This is a genomic window from Mesorhizobium calcicola (assembly GCF_042682105.1).
GTDB classification, from domain to species: Bacteria; Pseudomonadota; Alphaproteobacteria; order Rhizobiales; family Rhizobiaceae; genus Mesorhizobium; species Mesorhizobium calcicola.
The window spans coordinates 42,047-59,356 of sequence record NZ_JBHUGY010000046.1; the positions used below are offsets into that span (position 1 = coordinate 42,047).

At 63.1% G+C, this 17,310-nt stretch carries 15 protein-coding genes; 6 read left to right on the forward strand and 9 right to left on the reverse strand.

The genetic code is table 11. The features are described from left to right. Nucleotides 1-15: 15 nt before the first annotated feature. The 7 genes from ACFSQT_RS27715 to ACFSQT_RS27745 form a co-directional block, all read right to left on the reverse strand. Nucleotides 16-1,569 (reverse strand): alpha/beta fold hydrolase, encoded by a 1,554-nt coding sequence (locus tag ACFSQT_RS27715; RefSeq protein WP_379024116.1) that lies wholly within the window; start codon nt 1,567-1,569, stop codon nt 16-18. Between the two features lie 111 nt (nt 1,570-1,680). Beyond that, nucleotides 1,681-1,992 (reverse strand): formate dehydrogenase subunit delta, encoded by a 312-nt coding sequence (locus ACFSQT_RS27720; RefSeq protein ID WP_379024118.1) that lies wholly within the window; start codon nt 1,990-1,992, stop codon nt 1,681-1,683. Beyond that, nucleotides 1,982-2,812 (reverse strand): formate dehydrogenase accessory sulfurtransferase FdhD, encoded by an 831-nt coding sequence (gene fdhD, locus ACFSQT_RS27725; protein WP_379024120.1) that lies wholly within the window; start codon nt 2,810-2,812, stop codon nt 1,982-1,984. The genes ACFSQT_RS27720 and fdhD overlap by 11 nt, the downstream gene beginning before the upstream one ends. Nucleotides 2,813-2,814: 2 nt before the next feature. Further along, nucleotides 2,815-5,727, reverse strand: a complete 2,913-nt coding sequence (gene fdhF / locus ACFSQT_RS27730) for a formate dehydrogenase subunit alpha (protein WP_379024122.1) — start codon at nt 5,725-5,727, stop codon at nt 2,815-2,817. Between the two features lie 10 nt (nt 5,728-5,737). After that, nucleotides 5,738-7,294, reverse strand: a complete 1,557-nt coding sequence (locus ACFSQT_RS27735) for a formate dehydrogenase beta subunit (protein WP_379024124.1) — start codon at nt 7,292-7,294, stop codon at nt 5,738-5,740. Next, complete coding sequence (locus ACFSQT_RS27740; RefSeq protein ID WP_379024126.1) at nt 7,291-7,770, reverse strand: formate dehydrogenase subunit gamma; 480 nt, start codon at nt 7,768-7,770, stop codon at nt 7,291-7,293. Before ACFSQT_RS27740 ends, ACFSQT_RS27735 begins: the two co-directional genes overlap by 4 nt. Before the next feature lie 133 nt (nt 7,771-7,903). Further along, nucleotides 7,904-8,803, reverse strand: coding sequence for a LysR family transcriptional regulator (locus ACFSQT_RS27745; protein ID WP_379024216.1), 900 nt, complete (start codon nt 8,801-8,803; stop codon nt 7,904-7,906). Nucleotides 8,804-8,953: 150 nt separating this feature from the next. Between ACFSQT_RS27745 and ACFSQT_RS27750 the strand changes: the two genes are divergently transcribed. Both ACFSQT_RS27750 and ACFSQT_RS27755 read left to right on the forward strand, forming a co-directional pair. Continuing rightward, entirely contained in the window at nt 8,954-9,595 is a 642-nt protein-coding gene (locus ACFSQT_RS27750; RefSeq protein ID WP_379024128.1) for a DUF47 domain-containing protein, read from the forward strand. Between the two features lie 3 nt (nt 9,596-9,598). Next, nucleotides 9,599-10,603: an inorganic phosphate transporter gene (locus ACFSQT_RS27755; protein ID WP_379024130.1), complete on the forward strand. Its 1,005-nt coding sequence runs from the start codon at nt 9,599-9,601 to the stop codon at nt 10,601-10,603. Nucleotides 10,604-10,648: 45 nt separating this feature from the next. On the opposite strand, the gene ACFSQT_RS27760 is transcribed toward ACFSQT_RS27755, so the two are convergent. Next, nucleotides 10,649-11,026, reverse strand: coding sequence for a VOC family protein (locus ACFSQT_RS27760; protein WP_379024132.1), 378 nt, complete (start codon nt 11,024-11,026; stop codon nt 10,649-10,651). Nucleotides 11,027-11,226: 200 nt separating this feature from the next. On the opposite strand from ACFSQT_RS27760, the gene ACFSQT_RS27765 reads away from it, so the two are divergent. After that, nucleotides 11,227-12,405 carry an Mrp/NBP35 family ATP-binding protein gene (locus ACFSQT_RS27765; protein ID WP_379024218.1) on the forward strand — a complete coding sequence of 393 codons (1,179 nt, stop codon included), beginning with the start codon at nt 11,227-11,229 and terminating at the stop codon, nt 12,403-12,405. Nucleotides 12,406-12,505: 100 nt separating this feature from the next. On the opposite strand, the gene ACFSQT_RS27770 is transcribed toward ACFSQT_RS27765, so the two are convergent. After that, nucleotides 12,506-12,958, reverse strand: coding sequence for an SRPBCC family protein (locus ACFSQT_RS27770; protein WP_379024134.1), 453 nt, complete (start codon nt 12,956-12,958; stop codon nt 12,506-12,508). A gap of 146 nt (nt 12,959-13,104) precedes the next feature. On the opposite strand from ACFSQT_RS27770, the gene ACFSQT_RS27775 reads away from it, so the two are divergent. From ACFSQT_RS27775 to chrA, 3 genes are all read left to right on the forward strand, one after another. Further along, on the forward strand, nt 13,105-14,910 hold the full coding sequence (locus tag ACFSQT_RS27775; protein ID WP_379024136.1) for an IlvD/Edd family dehydratase: 1,806 nt from the start codon (nt 13,105-13,107) through the stop codon (nt 14,908-14,910). A gap of 185 nt (nt 14,911-15,095) precedes the next feature. Continuing rightward, nucleotides 15,096-15,920, forward strand: a complete 825-nt coding sequence (locus tag ACFSQT_RS27780) for a chromate resistance protein ChrB domain-containing protein (RefSeq protein ID WP_379024138.1) — start codon at nt 15,096-15,098, stop codon at nt 15,918-15,920. Next, a complete protein-coding gene (chrA, locus tag ACFSQT_RS27785) occupies nt 15,917-17,308 on the forward strand; it encodes a chromate efflux transporter (protein WP_379024140.1) in 1,392 nt (463 codons plus the stop codon). The genes ACFSQT_RS27780 and chrA overlap by 4 nt, the downstream gene beginning before the upstream one ends. Nucleotides 17,309-17,310: the final 2 nt, after the last annotated feature.

Consider the following 17,310-nt stretch of genomic DNA (forward strand, 5'->3'; position numbering starts at 1 on the left):
AAAGCGCCATGGCTCCTATGGCCCGTCCGGGCCAGTGTGCCTGGCGGAAAATGCCGCCGCCGCCGCTCGTGACGGCAGGTCCAGCTTGAGCAGTATGTTGGCGACGTGACGCTTGACCGTGTGTTCGCTCAGCCTGAGTTCGGCGGCAATCGCGGCATTGCTCTTGCCGTCGGCAATCAGGCTCACCACTTCGCTTTCGCGTGCCGTCAGCGAAGCCGGCTCCATCGCCCTGGCCTTGGGACGGCAGGCAGGTTCCAGATGCTGTTCGGACATCGCCAAAACGAGCGCCAGTGGCTCGTCCAGTTCGTCGATGCTGATGCGGCCGGCATCGGCGAAATGGAGCCCTGAGCCGGCCGCCAACTCCGCGACCAGCCGCGATGCCAGGATGTCGCCGCGCCCGGCATGAGCAGCGAGTTGCATCGTCACGCGACCTGTCAGCCCTTCCGGCGATCCGCGCAGCTCGATCTCGCCGACATGCGCGCCCTGCGCGCTCGCTATGCCGATTTCCTGCGCTGCTTCGCGCAACGCCGCCGCGCACCGCAAGGCCCGCCCGGGTCCGTCGAAACGTGAAATCATCACTTCGCCATGCGTATCCACACAGCGCCCGCCATGGCGTCCGACAAGGGTTCGCCATGTTTCCTGGAAGCGCTGGCTGCGTTCGCTCCACATGCGATCGCCAAGCCGCGCCGTGTCATAGATCCGTGTCACCAAAAGCGCCGCCAGCACGCGCTCCGCTTCCGCCACGGCGCGCGCGCCGGTCAGGAATTCCTCGATCAGGTCAGCCACCCGATCGACATCGCCGGTCCAGATCGGATGGTCGCGCCCGGGGATTTCCGCCAGCCGCGCATTCGGGATAGTCTTGGCCAGGAAACGGCTGGCGTCGGGATCGACCCTCACATCGTTGCGGCGATGGATCAGCAGCGTTGGCGCGCTGATTGCCGCCAGCACGCCGCGCACGTCGATCCCGGCGTTCATGCGCGCCAGTGCCGCCGCTGCGGTCGGGCTTGCCGACAAGCGCTCGAAGCGCGCCCACCACCGGGTGAAATGCGGGTCGTCGACCCGACCTGGCGCGAAGCTGGGCAAGGTGGAACCCGTGCCCCATGACGTTTCCGTCGTCTCGATGAAGGCGCCGAGGCGTTCGGGCGACATCACCCATTTGTGGAAATGCGCATAGCCGCCATAGAGCGCCAGCGCCCGCGTCCGTTCCGGATAGGTGGCGGCGAACAGCATCGCCATTGGCGCGCCTTCCGAGGCGCCAAGCAGCGCCGCGCGGCCGCTGCCGGTTGCGTCCATCACCGCGCGGACATCGTCCATGCGCGTTTCTAGGCTGGGCAGGTGGTGTGCGTCGACACGGTCGGACAGACCCGTGCCGCGCTTGTCGAACAGGATCAGCCGCGAGAACGCCGAAAGCCGCTTCAGCAGCCTGCTGTAGCCTTCGTCTTCCCAGTGCAGGTCGAGATTGGAAATGAAGCCCGGCACGAAGACGAGATCGAGCGATCCTTGCCCGACCACCTGATAGGCGATCCGCACATCGCCGCTATGGGCATATCGGGTCTCGATAGGCCTCACGAGGTTCCGCCCCGGCCTGACGATTTCTGATCGCCAACGATAGCAGAACAGCGCCGATTGCGGCAGTTTAAACTTTAGTGATGGGAAATATGAGCTGGCGTGGCTCCGCGGCTATTTTTGCGAGGCGGCGACGTCGGCCGGGGAGGCCTCGAGTCCGAGTCTGAGGTCTGCCTCAGCCGGCGTGATCGGTCGCCTGATCCTGGCGGAAGCGGCCACCACCAACTCGTTGAAGTTCTCGGTGCCGCCGTCCAGCATCTCGAACAGCTGCCGCCGCATCCTCGGCTCCCAGAACTTGTTGATATGCTCGGCGACGCCGGCAATGCCTTCCTCGCGCGGCTTGGAATGGAAAAAATCGGCGATCTGGTTTGCCATGCGCACCAGCTTCTCGCGGGTGCTCATGATGTGTTCTTCGTCATGCGACATGCTCGGCAACTCCGCAAACCACCCGGTCGGGGTGGGTGAAAATATCGAAATCATCGCCGCGAACCAGCGCAACCAACGTCATCCCGGCGGCCTCCGCGGTGCGGATGGCGAGCGCGGTCGGCGCCGAAACGGCGATGATGATGGCGGCCCCGATGGCAGCCGTCTTCTGCACCATCTCGACCGAAACGCGCGATGTCACCACGACAGCACCCATTGAGCCATCAATGCCGGCTTTCGCCAACGCACCGGCGAGCTTGTCCAGCGCATTGTGGCGGCCGACATCCTCGCGCGCCATGACGATGCCCTTGCCCGGCATATAGAAGCCGGCGGCGTGCACGGCTCCGGTCTCGGTGTGAAGCGGCTGAACTTTCGACAAAAGCTTGACCGAGCGGACGATGTCGTCGGCATCAAGCGTAAGTCTTGACGCACCGACAGTGTCGACCGAACGCATCGCTTCCTCGATCGATTCGATGCCGCACAATCCGCAACCGACCGGTCCGGCCAGCCGTCTGCGTCGCGCTTCGAAACGCGTATTGGCGCTGTCCTTCAGCCGGATCTGGATATCGATGCCGGCGCCATGGTCCTCGACCTCAATGGCTTCGATCTCGTCGGGCCTGGCGATGATGCCCTCGGTCAGCGAGAAGCCGAGCGCGAAATCCTCGAAATCGGCCGGGCTCGCCATCATCACCGCATGCGTGGTGCCGGCGAAGGAGAACGCCACCGGCGTCTCTTCCGGCACCATCCGATCGGCAGCAGCCGTGCCGCTGGCGCGGCGCGCCAGCCGCGATACCTGCGTCGTGGCTTTGCGGCGCTCGCTCAAGACTACTCCGCCGCTTCCAATTTCGCGATGCGTCGGCTCTGCCTGGCCTGCTCGTCATAGTCGCGCTGCCATTCCGACGGGCCGTTGGAGGCGCCGACCTGCACCGCCGTCACCTTGTATTCCGGACAGTTGGTCGCCCAGTCGGAGAAGTCGGTCGTGATCACGTTGGCCTGCGTGTCCGGATGATGGAACGTCGTGTAGACCACGCCGGGCGACACCCGGTCCGTGATCAGCGCGCGCAGCGTCGTCTCGCCCGAGCGGCTGGTCAGGCGAACCCAGTCGCCGTCGCGCAATCCGCGATTCTCCGCATCGTGCGGGTGGATCTCCAGCCGGTCCTCGCTGTGCCACATGACGTTGTCGGTGCGCCTGGTCTGCGCGCCGACATTGTACTGCGACAGGATGCGGCCGGTGGTGAGCAGCAGCGGGAAGCGCGGCCCGGTCCTTTCGTCCGTCGCCACATACTCGGTGCGGATGAACTTGCCCTTGCCGCGCACGAAACCCTCGACATGCATGATCGGGGTGCCGAGCGGCGCCTTCTCGTTGCAGGGCCATTGCACGGATCCGACACGGTCGAGCAATTCGAAGGAAACGCCGGCGAAGCTCGGCGTTGTCTTGGCGATCTCGTCCATGATCTCGGAGGGATGCTGATAGTTCCAATCCAGCCCGATCGCGCGGGCTAGCTCCTGCGTCGCCTCCCAATCGGCGTAGCGCGCCTTCGGCTCCAGAACCTTGCGCACCATGTTGATGCGGCGCTCTGCGTTGGTGAAGGTGCCGTCTTTTTCCAGGAAGGTCGAGCCCGGCAGGAAGACATGCGCGTAGTTTGCCGTCTCGTTGAGGAAGAGGTCGTGCACGACGACGCATTCCATTGCGGCCAGGCCGGCTGCGACATGCTTGGTGTCGGGATCGGACTGCAGAATGTCCTCGCCCTGGATGTAGATGCCCTTGAAGCTGCCGTCGACCGCGGCATCCAGCATGTTGGGAATGCGCAGGCCGGGTTCGTCGTCCAGCTTCACGCCCCACAGGCTCTCGTAGATGTCGCGCACGGCTTCGCCGGAGATATGGCGGTAGCCGGGCAGTTCGTGCGGGAAGGAGCCCATGTCGCACGACCCTTGCACGTTGTTCTGGCCGCGCAGCGGGTTCACGCCGACGCCTGGCCGGCCGATATTGCCGGTGGCCATGGCCAGATTGGCGATCGCCATCACCGTGGTTGAACCCTGGCTGTGTTCCGTCACCCCGAGGCCGTAATAGATCGCGCCGTTGCCCCCGGTGGCGTAGACACGCGCGGCGCCGCGGATCAGCTCGGGATCGACGCCAGACAACTTGCCGACGGTTTCGGGGCTGTTTTCCGGCAAGGCGACGAACGATGCCCAATCCTGGAACTCCGCCCAGTCGCAGCGTTCGCGGATGAAGGCTTCGTTGAAAAGACCTTCTGTGACGATCACATGCGCCAGCGCCGTCAGCACGGCCACATTGGTGCCGGGCTTCAGCGGCAGGTGATAATCCGCTTCGATATGGGCCGACTTGACCATCTCGGTGCGACGTGGATCGAGCACGATCAGCTTGGCGCCCTGACGCAGCCGCTTCTTCAGCCGCGAGGCGAACACCGGATGGGCTGAAACGGGATTGGCACCGATAATGACGGCAACGTCGGTGTAGTCGACGGAGTCGAAATCCTGCGTGCCGGCCGAGGTGCCATAGGTCTGGCCGAGCCCGTAGCCCGTCGGCGAGTGGCAGACGCGCGCGCAGGTGTCGACATTGTTGTTGCGGAAGCCCTGCCGAACCATCTTCTGGACGAGGTAGGTTTCCTCGTTGGTGCAGCGCGACGAGGTAATGCCGCCGATCGCGGTGCGGCCGTACTGATACTGGATACGGCGGAATTCCTGGGCCGTGTGGGAAATAGCCTCTTCCCAGCTCACCTCGCGCCATGGATCGGTGATCTTTTCCCGGATCATCGGCGACAAGATGCGGTCCTTGTGGGTGGCGTAGCCATAAGCGAAACGGCCCTTCACGCAGGAATGGCCGTGGTTCGCCTTGCCCTCCTTGTAGGGCATCATGCGAATGACCTCGTCATCCTTCGCTTCGGCCTTGAACGAGCAGCCAACGCCGCAATAGGCGCAGGTGGTGACGACCGAGCGCTCCGGCAGGCCTTTTGCAAGGACTGTTTTTTCGCGCAGCGCATCGGTCGGGCAGGCCTGCACGCAGGCACCGCAGGACACGCATTCCGAATCGATGAACGCCTCGTGCATTCCCGCCGAAACCCTGGATTCGAAACCACGTCCTTCGATCGTCAGCGCGAAGGTGCCCTGCACCTCTTCGCAGGCCCTCACGCAGCGCGAGCAGACGATGCACTGCGTGGGATCATAGGTGAAATAGGGATTGGATTCGTCGCGTGCGATGTAGTCGACCGTCAGCGAGCCATGGCCGGGCGCTACGCCGTTTTCCGGCTTGACGTGGTTGCGGCCCTCGATGCCGTAGCGGTTCTCGGTCAAGCCGATCGACTTCGCCACCGCGTCGAACTCGCTGGCGCCGGTTCCGGCCGTCTCATTCCAGCCGGTCGGATGATCGGAGACGTAAAGTTCCATGACGCCGCGGCGAATGGCGTCGAGCCGCTCGGACTGCGTACGCACCACCATGCCCTCGCCGACAGGTGTCGTACAGGACGCCGGCGTGCCGCCGCGCCCGTCGATCTCGACCAGGCAGACACGACAGGAACCGAAAGAGTCCAGCATGTCGGTGGCGCAGAGCTTCGGGATCTCGACCCCGCCTTCCATTGCGGCACGCATGATCGACGTGCCTTCCGGTACGGTGATGCTGCGGCCGTCGACGCTCAGCGTGACCTGCTTGTGCGCCTTCGATGGCGGGGTTCCGTAGTCGATCTCTTCGACGAGTGACGGGAAGTCGGCCTTGATGTTCATCTGCCAGCTCCTATTCGGCAGCCACGCGCACGGGCGCAGGCTTGAAGTCGTCGGGGAAATGGGTGATCGAGCTCATAACAGGGTAAGGCGTGAAGCCGCCCAGCGCACAGAGCGAGCCGAATTTCATCGTGTTGCAGAGGTCGGTGACCAGCGCGAGGTTCTTCTCCGGCTCGATGCCCGCGGCGAGCTTGTCGATGGTCTCGACACCGCGCGTCGAGCCGATGCGGCAGGGCGTGCACTTGCCGCAACTTTCGATGGCGCAGAACTCCATGGCGAAGCGGGCCTGTTTCAGCATATCGGCGGTGTCGTCGAACACCACGATGCCGGCATGGCCGATCAGCCCGTCCTTGGCCGCGAAGGCTTCATAGTCGAATGGCGTGTCGAACAGCGAGCGCGGGAAATAAGCACCGAGCGGTCCGCCGACCTGCACCGCCTTCACCGGACGTCCGGTCGCCGTGCCACCGCCGATCTCGTCGACGATCTCGCCCAGCGTCATGCCGAAGGCCGCTTCGAACAGGCCGCCATATCTGACGTTGCCGGCGATCTGGATCGGGATCGTGCCGCGCGAGCGGCCCATGCCGAAATCCTTGTAGAAGGCCGCACCCTTGTCCATGATGACGGGCACGGAGGCCAGCGAGATGACGTTGTTGATCACCGTCGGCTTGCCGAACAGCCCCTTGTGAGCCGGCAGCGGCGGCTTTGCCCGGACCATGCCGCGCTTGCCTTCGAGCGAGTCAAGCAGAGCCGTCTCCTCGCCGCAGACATAGGCGCCTGCGCCGACACGGATTTCCATGTCGAAAGCGTGGGATGAACCCAGCACGCTGGCGCCAAGCACGCCGGCCTTGCGGGCGACCTCGACGGCTTTGTTCATCACCGCCACCGCATGCGGATATTCCGAGCGGACATAGACAAAGCCCTTGGTCGCACCCGTGGCGATTCCGGCGATCGTCATGCCTTCGATCAGCACGAAGGGGTCACCCTCCATGATCATGCGGTCGGCGAAGGTGCCAGAGTCGCCCTCGTCGGCGTTGCAGACGATGTATTTGCGGTCACCAGCGGTATCGAGCACCGTCTTCCACTTGATGCCGGTCGGGAAGCCCGCGCCACCGCGCCCGCGCAGTCCGGATTCGGTCACCTGGGTGACAATGGCGGCGGGCGTCAATTCCAACGCGTTCTTCAGCCCATTCAATCCGCCATGCTTCTTGTAGGATTCGAGCGACAGCGGATCGATGACGCCGCAACGCGCGAAGGTCAGCCGCGTCTGCTTGGCCAGGAAGGGGATCTTGTCCGGCGCGCCCAGCCAGCGCTTGTGAGGGCCGCCGGTGAGGAAGCCGCTGTCGAACAGGCTTTTGACGTCGGATGGCTTGACCGGGCCATAGGCAACGCGGCCGTTGGCTGTGGCAACTTCGACCATGGGTTCGAGGAAATAAGCGCCGCGCGAACCGTTGCGCACGATCTTGGCCTCGATGCCGCGCTCCGCCAGTTCACCGGCGATCGCCTTGGCGACCTTTTCGGCGCCAAGCGCCAGTGCGCCGGAATCGGCGGGAATATAGATACGCGGGATCATGAGCGCACCTCGGCAACGATCTCGTCGAGCTTTTCGTCATCGAGCCGCCCGATCACCTCGCCATCGAGCATGGCGGCGGGCGAACAGGCGCACAGGCCGAGACAATAGACCGGCTCCAGCGTGACCGAACCGTCGCGGGTCGTCTCATGGAAGCCGATGCCCAGCAACTGCTTGAGTTTGGCGGTGACGGCGTCCGAACCCATGGACTGGCAGGATTCCGCCTGGCAGACCTTCAGCACATGCCGGCCCGCAGGATGACTGCGGTAATCGTGATAGAAGCTGACGACGCCGTGCACCTCGGCCCTGGAGATGTTCAGCGCCTCGGCAATGACCGGCAGCGCATCCTTCGGTACGTGGCCGAACTCTTCCTGAATGCCGTGGAGGATCGGCAGCAGCGGGCCTTCGAGGCCTTTCAGCTCCTGGATGATCGCGGCCGTGCGCGATGCGATCTCGGTACTTGCAGGCTGCATCGTCACGCAGCACCCTCCCTGGTCGATGGCTTTTATCGCTAAGTCTTTACAAAATCAGAGGAAACTCCCTGAATCAATAAAGCTGTTTCGTTGCTTGATAGAAATTTTCTATCGAGCTTGGTCAACCGCCACTTCTAGCCTAGCGGTGGGCGTGGAAATCGTCCGCCAGCGCCATTGCCTCGTCCAGCAGCGCCGAGACCAGCGGCGTGTGCGGCTCGCGCGGTGTCGCCACCAGGCCGACCGTGTGGCTGGCGTCCGGCTCGACGATCGGAATGGCCCGGATCGGTTCGGAAAAGCCGAATGTTTCCGCAAGGTTGAGCGGCATGATCGATGACCATTTGCCGGTGCGGATATGGGAAAACAGTACGATCATCGAATTGGATTCGAGCGTCGGCCGCACCTGCACGCCGGCCTCGGCCAGATGCTGGTCGATGATGCGGCGGTTCTGCATGTCCGGCGTCAGCAGGCAGAGCGGCAGACTGCTGAGCTCTGCCCATGTCACTTTGTCGCGGTCGGAATAGGGATTTCCCATCGCGGTGATCAGTTGATAGCGCTCGTCATAGAGCGGCACGCTGGTGACGCGCCCCAGCGGCTCGTTGTCGAGATAGGTGATGCCGGCATCGATGTCGAAATTGCCGAGCAGGGACAGCACTTCGATCGAGGTTCGCGACAGCACTGAAAAGGTGACGCCGGGATGTTTTGCCCGAAAGGGGGTCGTCAGCCGCGCCACCATGGCCAGCGCCGTCGGAATGGCGGCAATGCGGATGCGACCAGACAGGCCGTGGCGCGCCGCCCGCATCTCTTCTCTCATGGTGCGGGTGTCACCGACGATGCGGCGCGCCCAGACCAATACTTGCTTGCCTTCTGGCGTCAGTCCCTGGAAGCGCGACCCGCGATTTACCAGCATCACACCGAGCTGGCCCTCCAACTGCTTGATCCCGGCCGACAACGTCGGTTGGGTGACGCCACAGGCCTCCGCTGCCCGGCCGAAATGCTCTTCCTTGGCCAGCGCGATGAAGAATTCCAGCTTGTCGATCATGCCGTCTTCCCGCTCGTTCCGCGCAAGGTCGAGGAAATCGCCTTTCGCTGCAAGCGGTAAGCGCAATCGAACCGCATCCACATCTTTCAGCCGGCTTACTGTTCCCTGCGAGGCAATGCGGCGTTATGTGGATGAAACGGGAGGTCGACCATGCTGGGCTGGTTCCGCAAGCTTTTGCCGCGCGAAGATCGCTTCTTCGATCTGTTCGAGCGCCACTCCCGTACCGTCGTCGGCGGCGCCGAGGCGCTGGAGCAGCTTCTCCAGGGCAAGGACATCGATCACTGGAGTCAGAAAATCATCGATCTTGAAGACGAGGCGGACCATATCACCGCGGAAGTCCTCCTGGCGGTGCGACGCTCCTTCATCACGCCTTTCGATCGCGGTGACATCAAGGACCTGATCCAGTCGATGGATGACGCCATCGACATGATGCACAAGACCGTCAAGACGGTGAAGCTGTTCGAAAAGAAGGAATTCGACCCGCTAATGCAGGAAATGGGCGGCGTCATCGTCGCCGCCGCCAAGCTTGTCGCCGAGGCGATCCCGCTGCTCGGCAAGGTCGGCGCGCACACGGTGCGCCTCAACGCCATCGCCGAAGAGGTCATGCGCGCCGAAGGCCGGGCCGACGATCTGCACGAGCAAGGGCTCAAGGATCTCTTCAAAAAGCATGGCCGCGACGACCCGATGGCCTACCTGATCGGCAGCGAGATCTATGGCGAGCTGGAAAAGGTGGTCGACCGCTTCGAGGACGTCGCCAACGAGATCAGCGGCATCGTTATCGAGAATGTATAGGCGATGGAAGCAACCATCGCCTTTCCCATGCTGATCGGCCTTGTCGCCGTAGCGCTGTTCTTCGATTTTCTCAACGGCCTGCACGATGCCGCAAATTCCATTGCCACCATCGTCTCCACGCGCGTGCTCAGGCCGCAATACGCGGTGCTGTGGGCAGCCTTCTTCAATTTCATCGCCTTCATGTTCTTCGGTCTCCATGTCGCTGAGACAGTGGGCAAGGGTATCGTCGACGTCGCTATTGTCACGCCGGCGGTGATCTTCGCCGCCCTTGTCGGCGCCATTGTCTGGAACATCGTCACCTGGATCGTCGGCATCCCTTCGAGCAGCTCGCATGCCTTGATCGGAGGACTGGTCGGCGCTGGCGTCGCAAAGGCAGGCGTGGGCGCCATCGTCTGGAGTGGTCTTGGCAAGACGGTCGCGGCAATCGTTGTGTCGCCTGCGACCGGGTTTGTTTTGGCGCTCGTCCTGATCCTTGCCGTTTCCTGGCTGTTCGTGCGCCAGACACCGTTCGCGGTCGACAGCACTTTCCGCGTCATGCAATTCTTTTCCGCCTCGCTCTATTCTCTCGGGCACGGCGGCAACGACGCCCAGAAGACAATGGGCATCATCGCCGTGCTGCTCTATTCGCAAGGCATGCTCGGCGAGAAATTCTACGTGCCGCTGTGGGTCGTCCTCACCTGCCAATCGGCGCTGGCGCTCGGCACCCTGTTCGGCGGCTGGCGCATCGTTCACACAATGGGCTCGAAGATCACCCGGCTGAACCCGATGCAGGGCTTCTGTGCCGAAACCGGTGGCGCCATCACGCTGTTCGCCGCCACATGGCTCGGCGTTCCCGTGTCGACCACCCACACCATCACCGGCGCCATCATCGGCGTCGGCGCCGCCCGCCGCGTCTCGGCCGTGCGCTGGGGCCTTGCCGGCAACATCGTCATTGCCTGGATTGTCACCTTGCCGGCGACCGCTGCCATTTCGGCGCTCACCTACCTCGCGGTTGGCCTGGCGGGGTGAGGTGAACCTCGCGGCGCGTTGGGCGCCGGCAATCGTGGTAACAGTCTACCGGCTCACGAGATTGAGAATGTTGCCGTCCGGGTCCTTGAACCATGCGACCTTCATGCCTTGGCCGACATGGACGTCGCCCTCGATCGTCAGGCCGGGCATTTCGTAGTGCTCGAACGCAACGCCTTTCGATTTCAACGATTTGACGACAGCCTCGATCTCGTCGCCGACCGTCCAGGTGACCGCAGTCGCCTTGTTGGTGCCCGCGAATTGCGAATGATAGACATTGATCAACGTGTCGCCGCTTTCGTAGACGATCAGTTCGCCACCCATATCGTCCACCTGCTTGAGGCCTAGCGTCCCTTCATAGAAGGCCTTTGCCCTTGCCAGGTCCTTCACTGCGACATTGGCCGTTGCATTGCTGTTTGCGAGCATGGTCGTCTCCTTCCCTGATTGCTCATGTCGATCCTTGAAATAGATCAGGTGGGCTGTTTGGCGACCGCCAGTTCACGAAATGCCGACTGTTCCGACACCTGCCCGTCGTTTTTGCGGGCACACCAAGGCAGCTTTTGCTCCACGGCTTGGTTCTGTCCGGAAACTGCACTATCTCAGGCGGCAGCTTGCATAAGGAAGACCTGATGTCTGTTACCAAGGAAATCGTCACCGAGCGCCTGAAGACGATCAATGGCCCGGATTTCACCGGCAACATCGTCGACCTTGGAATGGTTTCCGAGATTTTCATCGCCGATTCCAAGGTCTTCTTCTCGATTACCGTTCCCGCCGCCCGCGCCCAGGAGATGGAACCGCTGCGCGCCGCCGCCGAACGCGTCGTCAAGGCTATCCCCGGTGTCGCCGGCGCCGTCGTTGCGCTGACGGCGGAAAGGAAAGGCGGCGGCATGGAAGCGCCGGTTCCATCGCGCCCCGCACCCAGGCCAGCGCCGCCGGCTCCGCCCGCCGCGCCGCGTGCCGCTCCGCACGCTCCCGCTTCGCACAGCCAGGGCAGGCGTGGCGTGCCCGGCATCGAAGCGATCATCGCCGTCGCTTCCGGCAAGGGCGGTGTCGGCAAGTCGACAACCGCCGTCAACATCGCGCTCGGCCTTGCCGCCAATGGTTTGCGCGTCGGCGTGCTCGACGCCGACATCTACGGTCCCTCCATGCCGCGGCTGCTCAACATCCACGGCCGGCCGCAGACCGTCGACGGCAAGATCCTGAAGCCGATGGAAAATTATGGGCTTAAAGTGATGTCCATGGGCTTCCTCGTCGATGAGGAGACGCCGATGATCTGGCGCGGGCCGATGGTGATGTCGGCACTGACGCAGATGCTGCGCGAGGTCGAATGGGGCCGGCTCGACGTGCTCGTCGTCGATATGCCGCCCGGCACCGGCGACGCGCAGCTGACCATGGCCCAGCAGGTGCCGTTGGCTGGCGCCGTCATCGTCTCGACGCCGCAGGATCTGGCCCTGATCGACGCCCGCAAGGGCCTCAACATGTTCAAGAAGGTCGACGTGCCGCTGCTCGGCATCGTCGAGAACATGAGCTATTTCATCGCTCCGGATACGGGAAAGCGCTACGACATCTTCGGCCATGGCGGCGCCCGCCGCGAGGCCGAGCGTCTCGGCGTCACCTTCCTTGGCGAAGTGCCGCTCGAGATGGGCATTCGCGAGAGCTCGGATGCCGGCACGCCGGTGGTTGTCTCGAAGCCCGACGGCCCGGAGGCAAAGATCTACAGGGATATTGCCGGAAAAGTCTGGGACCGGATCAATGAAGAGCGTGGCGCGGCCGCTGACACCGTGCCGAGCATCGTGTTTGAGTAGTTTTTCGTTCGGCAGGCGCCGCCCCTCATTGTCCTGCCGGCAGGCGGATGAGGGGCAGCGCTGACCTCGAACAAACAGGGCCGTTCAAGCGAAGCGCAACTTAAGCCGCGCCGACCTTCTCGCCGAACGAAGAAAAAAACTGCCCGGCCAGTTTCTTCGAGGTCGATTCGATCAGCCGGCTGCCGAGCTGGGCGATCTTGCCGCCTACATCGGCCTTGGCCGCGTATTTCAGCACCGTGGTATCCGACCCATCTTCGGTCAGCGTCACATCGGCACCGCCCTTGGCGAAGCCGGCGATGCCGCCCTTGCCTTCGCCCTGGATGGTGTAGGAATGCGGCGGCTTGAGATTCTTCAGCGTCACTTCGCCGTTGAACGTCGCCTTGATCGGCCCGATCTTCACCACCACGGTCGCCGCCATTTCGGTCGGCGACTTCATCTCAAGGCTCTTGCAGCCGGGAATGGTCGCTCTCAAGACCTCGGGATCGTTCAGTGCTTCCCACACTTTTTGCAAGGGTGCGGCAATGCGCTCCTCGCCTTCGATCACCAAAGCCATGAAAACCTCCCTGACAAGATTGACCGAAGCCGTAACGCACGGCCGGGCACATGTCTATCGCACCAAAGTCCGGTTGCGACCGTGCGCCCTCTTGCCTGCTCCCGCGCGTTGCCATATCGATTTGTCTTACAAATACGGAGACCACGATGGCAGGCGCCCCCACGGACAAGAAAAAGTTTCGCTCGCAGGAGTGGTTCGACAATCCGGACAATCCGGGCATGACGGCGCTTTATCTTGAGCGCTACCTGAATTTCGGCCTGACGCGGGCCGAATTGATGTCCGGCAAGCCGCTGATCGGCATCGCCCAGACCGGCTCGGACCTGTCGCCCTGCAACCGGCATCACATCGAACTGGCCAAGCGCGTGCGCGAAGGCATTGTCTCGATGGGCGGCATTCCGTTCGAATTCCCGTGCCATCCGATCCAGGAGACCGGCAAGCGCCCGACCGCGGCGCTTGACCGCAACCTTGCCTATCTCAGCCTGGTCGAAGTGCTCTACGGCTATCCGCTCGACGGTGTGGTGCTGACCATCGGCTGCGACAAGACCACGCCGGCCCTGCTGATGGCGGCAGCCACCGTCAACATCCCGGCCATCGCGCTGTCGGTCGGCCCGATGCTCAACGGCTGGCACAAGGGCAAGCGCACCGGCTCCGGCACCATCGTCTGGGAATCGCGCCAGCGCCTGTCGGCAGGCGAGATCGACTATGACGAGTTCATGGACATCGTCGCGTCCTCGGCGCCGTCCACAGGCTATTGCAACACCATGGGCACCGCCACCACGATGAATTCGCTGGCCGAGGCGCTTGGCATGCAATTGCCGGGTTCAGCCGCCATTCCCGCCCCCTATCGCGAGCGCGGCCAGATTTCCTATGAGACGGGAAAACGCATTGTCGAGATGGTGCATGAGGATTTGAAGCCGTCCGACATCATGACGAGAGAGGCGTTCGAGAACGCCATTGTCGTCAATTCGGCCATTGGCGGCTCGACCAACGCGCCTATCCATCTCAACGCCATCGCCCGCCACCTCGGCGTCAAGCTCGACAATGACGACTGGCAGACGGTCGGCCTCAATGTGCCGCTGCTGGTCAATTTGCAGCCGACGGGCGAATATCTGGGCGAGGACTACCATCATGCCGGCGGCGTGCCGGCGGTCATCGCCGAACTGATGAAGGGCGGGCTGTTGCCGCATCCCGGCGCGCGCACGGTCAACGGCAAGTCGATCGGTGAGAATAGCGAGGGTGTCGCCAACGAGAACACAGACGTCATCCGCACCGTCGCCGAACCGCTGAAGGCCAATGCCGGCTTCATCAACCTCAGGGGCAATCTGTTCGATTCGGCGATCATGAAGACCAGCGGCATCTCGCCGGAATTCCGCGAGCGCTATCTGTCCAATCCGAAGGATCCCGAGGCTTTCGAAGGCAACGCGATGGTCTTCGACGGACCGGAAGACTATCACGCCCGCATCGACGATCCGGCGCAAGGCATCGACGAACACACCATCCTGTTCATGCGCGGCGCCGGCCCGGTCGGCTATCCCGGCGGCGCCGAGGTCGTCAACATGCAGCCGCCGGCCTATCTGATCAAGAAAGGCATCCATGCGCTCGCCTGCATCGGCGACGGCCGCCAGTCCGGCACGTCGGGTTCGCCGTCGATCCTCAACGCCTCGCCGGAAGCCGCCATCGGCGGCGGGCTGGCGCTGCTCAAGACGGGCGACCGTGTCCGCATCGACCTGCGCAAGGGCACGGCCGACATCCTCGTCACCGACGACGAGATCACCCGGCGGCGCGCCGAACTGCAGAACAATGGCGGCTACCACTATCCCAAGCACCAGACGCCCTGGCAGGAAATCCAGCGCGGCATGGTCGGGCAGTTCTCAGAGGGAATGGTGCTGAAGCCGGCGGTGAAATACCAGGATGTCGCGCACACCAGCGGTGTCCCAAGGGACAATCACTGAGCGTCTGTTCGCGGATGCCTGCATAAACGACAAACGGCGGCCTGATCCGGATCAAGCCGCCGTTCATCATCCTTGACAAGCGCGCCCAACAAATCCACCATCATGACAAGGGGTGCATCGCGACGACCCCGTGAGGCGTCAGCCCAACGTTCGCGTCCAAGCTTCTCTTCAAGGAGGTGGACGCCATGCCGTCAACAACCGCTATCACCGTATCGCAACTATCCCGCCTGATCGGTCTGCCGGGCGCGCCTGTCATCGTCGATGTCCGTATCGATGATGACTTCGACGCCGATCCGCGTGTGCTGCCGGCCTCGAGCCGGCGCGATTTCAAAACCGTTTCGACCTGGGCCGCCGAGTTCGCCGGCAAGCAGGTGGCGGTCGTGTGCCAGAAAGGGCAAAAACTCTCGCAAGGCGTTGCCGCATGGCTGCGTCATGAGGGCATTTTCGCCGAAAGCCTCGATGGCGGGTTCGAAGCCTGGCGCGATGCAAAGGGACTTCTGGTCCGCACCGACACCTTGCCTTCGCGCGACGAAAAGGGCCGCACGGTGTGGGTGACACGAGCCCGCCCAAAGGTGGATCGTATCGCTTGTCCCTGGCTGATCCGGCGTTTCGTCGATCCTCACGCGATCTTTCTGTTTGTCGAGCCGGCCGAAGTGCTTGCCGTTGCCGATCGCTTTCAGGCGGTGCCTTTCGACATCGACAATGTGTTCTGGAGCCATCGCGGTGAACGCTGCACCTTCGACACGATGATCGAAGAGTTCGGGCTGGAATCCGAGGCGCTCGATCGCCTTGCCCTGATCGTGCGCGCGGCCGACACCGCAAGCCTCGACCTTGTTCCCCAGGCTGCCGGCTTTCTGGCGGCCTCGCTTGGCCTGTCGCGTATGTTTCGCGACGATCTGGAACAGCTGGAAGCAGGCATGCTCCTCTACGATGCTTTCTTCCGTTGGTGTCGCGACGCCACTGAAGAAACGCACAACTGGCCCAGTGCAGGCACGAATAAACCGTCATGAGCGCATTTGTGTCGCAAGATAAGGCGGCGGACGTCCAGGCGCCGGCTGCGCCAGCCCTCACCGAAGCCATGAAGGTCTGGGCAAAGATCGGGCTGCTCAGCTTCGGCGGGCCGGCCGGGCAGATCCCATTGATGCACAAGGAACTGGTCGAGGAACGGCGCTGGATCGGTGAGCAGCGTTTCCTGCATGCGCTGAACTACTGCATGCTGCTGCCCGGCCCGGAAGCCCAGCAACTCGCCATCTATATCGGCTGGCTGCTGCACAGGACGATCGGTGGCCTTGTCGCCGGCATCCTGTTCGTCCTGCCGGGCGCGCTCGTCATGCTGGTCTTGAGCAGCCTCTACGTGCTCTATGGCGACATGCCGCTCGTCGAGGCGCTGTTTTTCGGAGTGAAGGCGGCGGTTCTTGCCATTGTCATCGAGGCGTTGGTCCGGATCGGACGGCGTGCCCTGAAGAACCGGGTCATGGTGTCGATCGCCGCCTTAGCGTTCATCGCCATCTATGCGTTGAATGTGCCGTTCCCGCTCATCATCCTGCTCGCGGGCCTGACAGGATGGCTGGGAGACCGCGTTGCTCCGGCGCTGTTTTCCGGCTCGGCACATGGCAAGGGCGATATTGCCGATATCAAGGGCGCGGTCGACCTGATGTTCGAGCGCGGCGAGTTGGCCCATCTCAGGCCGACGAAATGGCATGCCCCGCGCATTGTCGCGATCTGGCTGCCGATCTGGTTGGGGCCTGTTCTGCTGATCTGGTGGCTTACCGGCTCGGCAAGCGTCTGGACCGAGATAGGCCGGTTCTTCAGTCTCATGGCGGTCGTCACCTTCGGCGGTGCCTACGCGGTGCTTGCCTATGTCGCCCAGGCAGCCGTCCAGTCCTTTGGCTGGCTCGCCCCCGGCGAAATGGTCGACGGTCTTGGGCTTGCCGAAACGACACCGGGTCCGCTCATTCTGGTGTTGCAGTTCGTTGGCTTCATCGCAGCGTTCCGCCACTCGGGGTCGCTGGATCCGTTGCTCGCCGGATCGCTGGGGGCGTTGCTGACCTTGTGGGTCACGTTCACGCCCTGCTTCTTCTGGATATTCCTCGGCGGCCCCTATATCGAGGCCCTGCGCGGCAACAAGGCCTTGTCGGCAGCACTTGGCGCGATCACCGCCGCTGTTGTTGGGGTGATCATGAATCTCGCTCTCTGGTTTGCCCTGCATGTCATCTTCCGTGAGGTGCACGCGATGGGCCTCGGCATGAATGTGCCGGTGGTTTCGTCGATCGACTGGCGCGCGGCGCTGCTTTCCTGTGCCGCCATGATCGCCGTCCTGAAGCTGAAAATCGGCATGCTGCCGACGCTTGCCGGATCGGCTTTGGCTGGTGTCTTGTTGTTGGCGGCAAGTGGCTAGAT

Coding starts and splice junctions, on each gene's coding strand:
- ACFSQT_RS27720 (WP_379024118.1), bottom strand. CDS start 1,992: ATGTCGCATGACGAAGAACACATCATGAGCACCCGCGAGAAGCTGGTG.
- fdhF (WP_379024122.1), bottom strand. CDS start 5,727: ATGAACATCAAGGCCGACTTCCCGTCACTCGTCGAAGAGATCGACTAC.
- ACFSQT_RS27735 (WP_379024124.1), bottom strand. CDS start 7,294: ATGATCCCGCGTATCTATATTCCCGCCGATTCCGGCGCACTGGCGCTT.
- ACFSQT_RS27745 (WP_379024216.1), bottom strand. CDS start 8,803: ATGATCGACAAGCTGGAATTCTTCATCGCGCTGGCCAAGGAAGAGCAT.
- ACFSQT_RS27750 (WP_379024128.1), top strand. CDS start 8,954: ATGCTGGGCTGGTTCCGCAAGCTTTTGCCGCGCGAAGATCGCTTCTTC.
- ACFSQT_RS27755 (WP_379024130.1), top strand. CDS start 9,599: ATGGAAGCAACCATCGCCTTTCCCATGCTGATCGGCCTTGTCGCCGTA.
- ACFSQT_RS27760 (WP_379024132.1), bottom strand. CDS start 11,026: ATGCTCGCAAACAGCAATGCAACGGCCAATGTCGCAGTGAAGGACCTG.
- ACFSQT_RS27770 (WP_379024134.1), bottom strand. CDS start 12,958: ATGGCTTTGGTGATCGAAGGCGAGGAGCGCATTGCCGCACCCTTGCAA.
- ACFSQT_RS27775 (WP_379024136.1), top strand. CDS start 13,105: ATGGCAGGCGCCCCCACGGACAAGAAAAAGTTTCGCTCGCAGGAGTGG.
- ACFSQT_RS27780 (WP_379024138.1), top strand. CDS start 15,096: ATGCCGTCAACAACCGCTATCACCGTATCGCAACTATCCCGCCTGATC.
- chrA (WP_379024140.1), top strand. CDS start 15,917: ATGAGCGCATTTGTGTCGCAAGATAAGGCGGCGGACGTCCAGGCGCCG.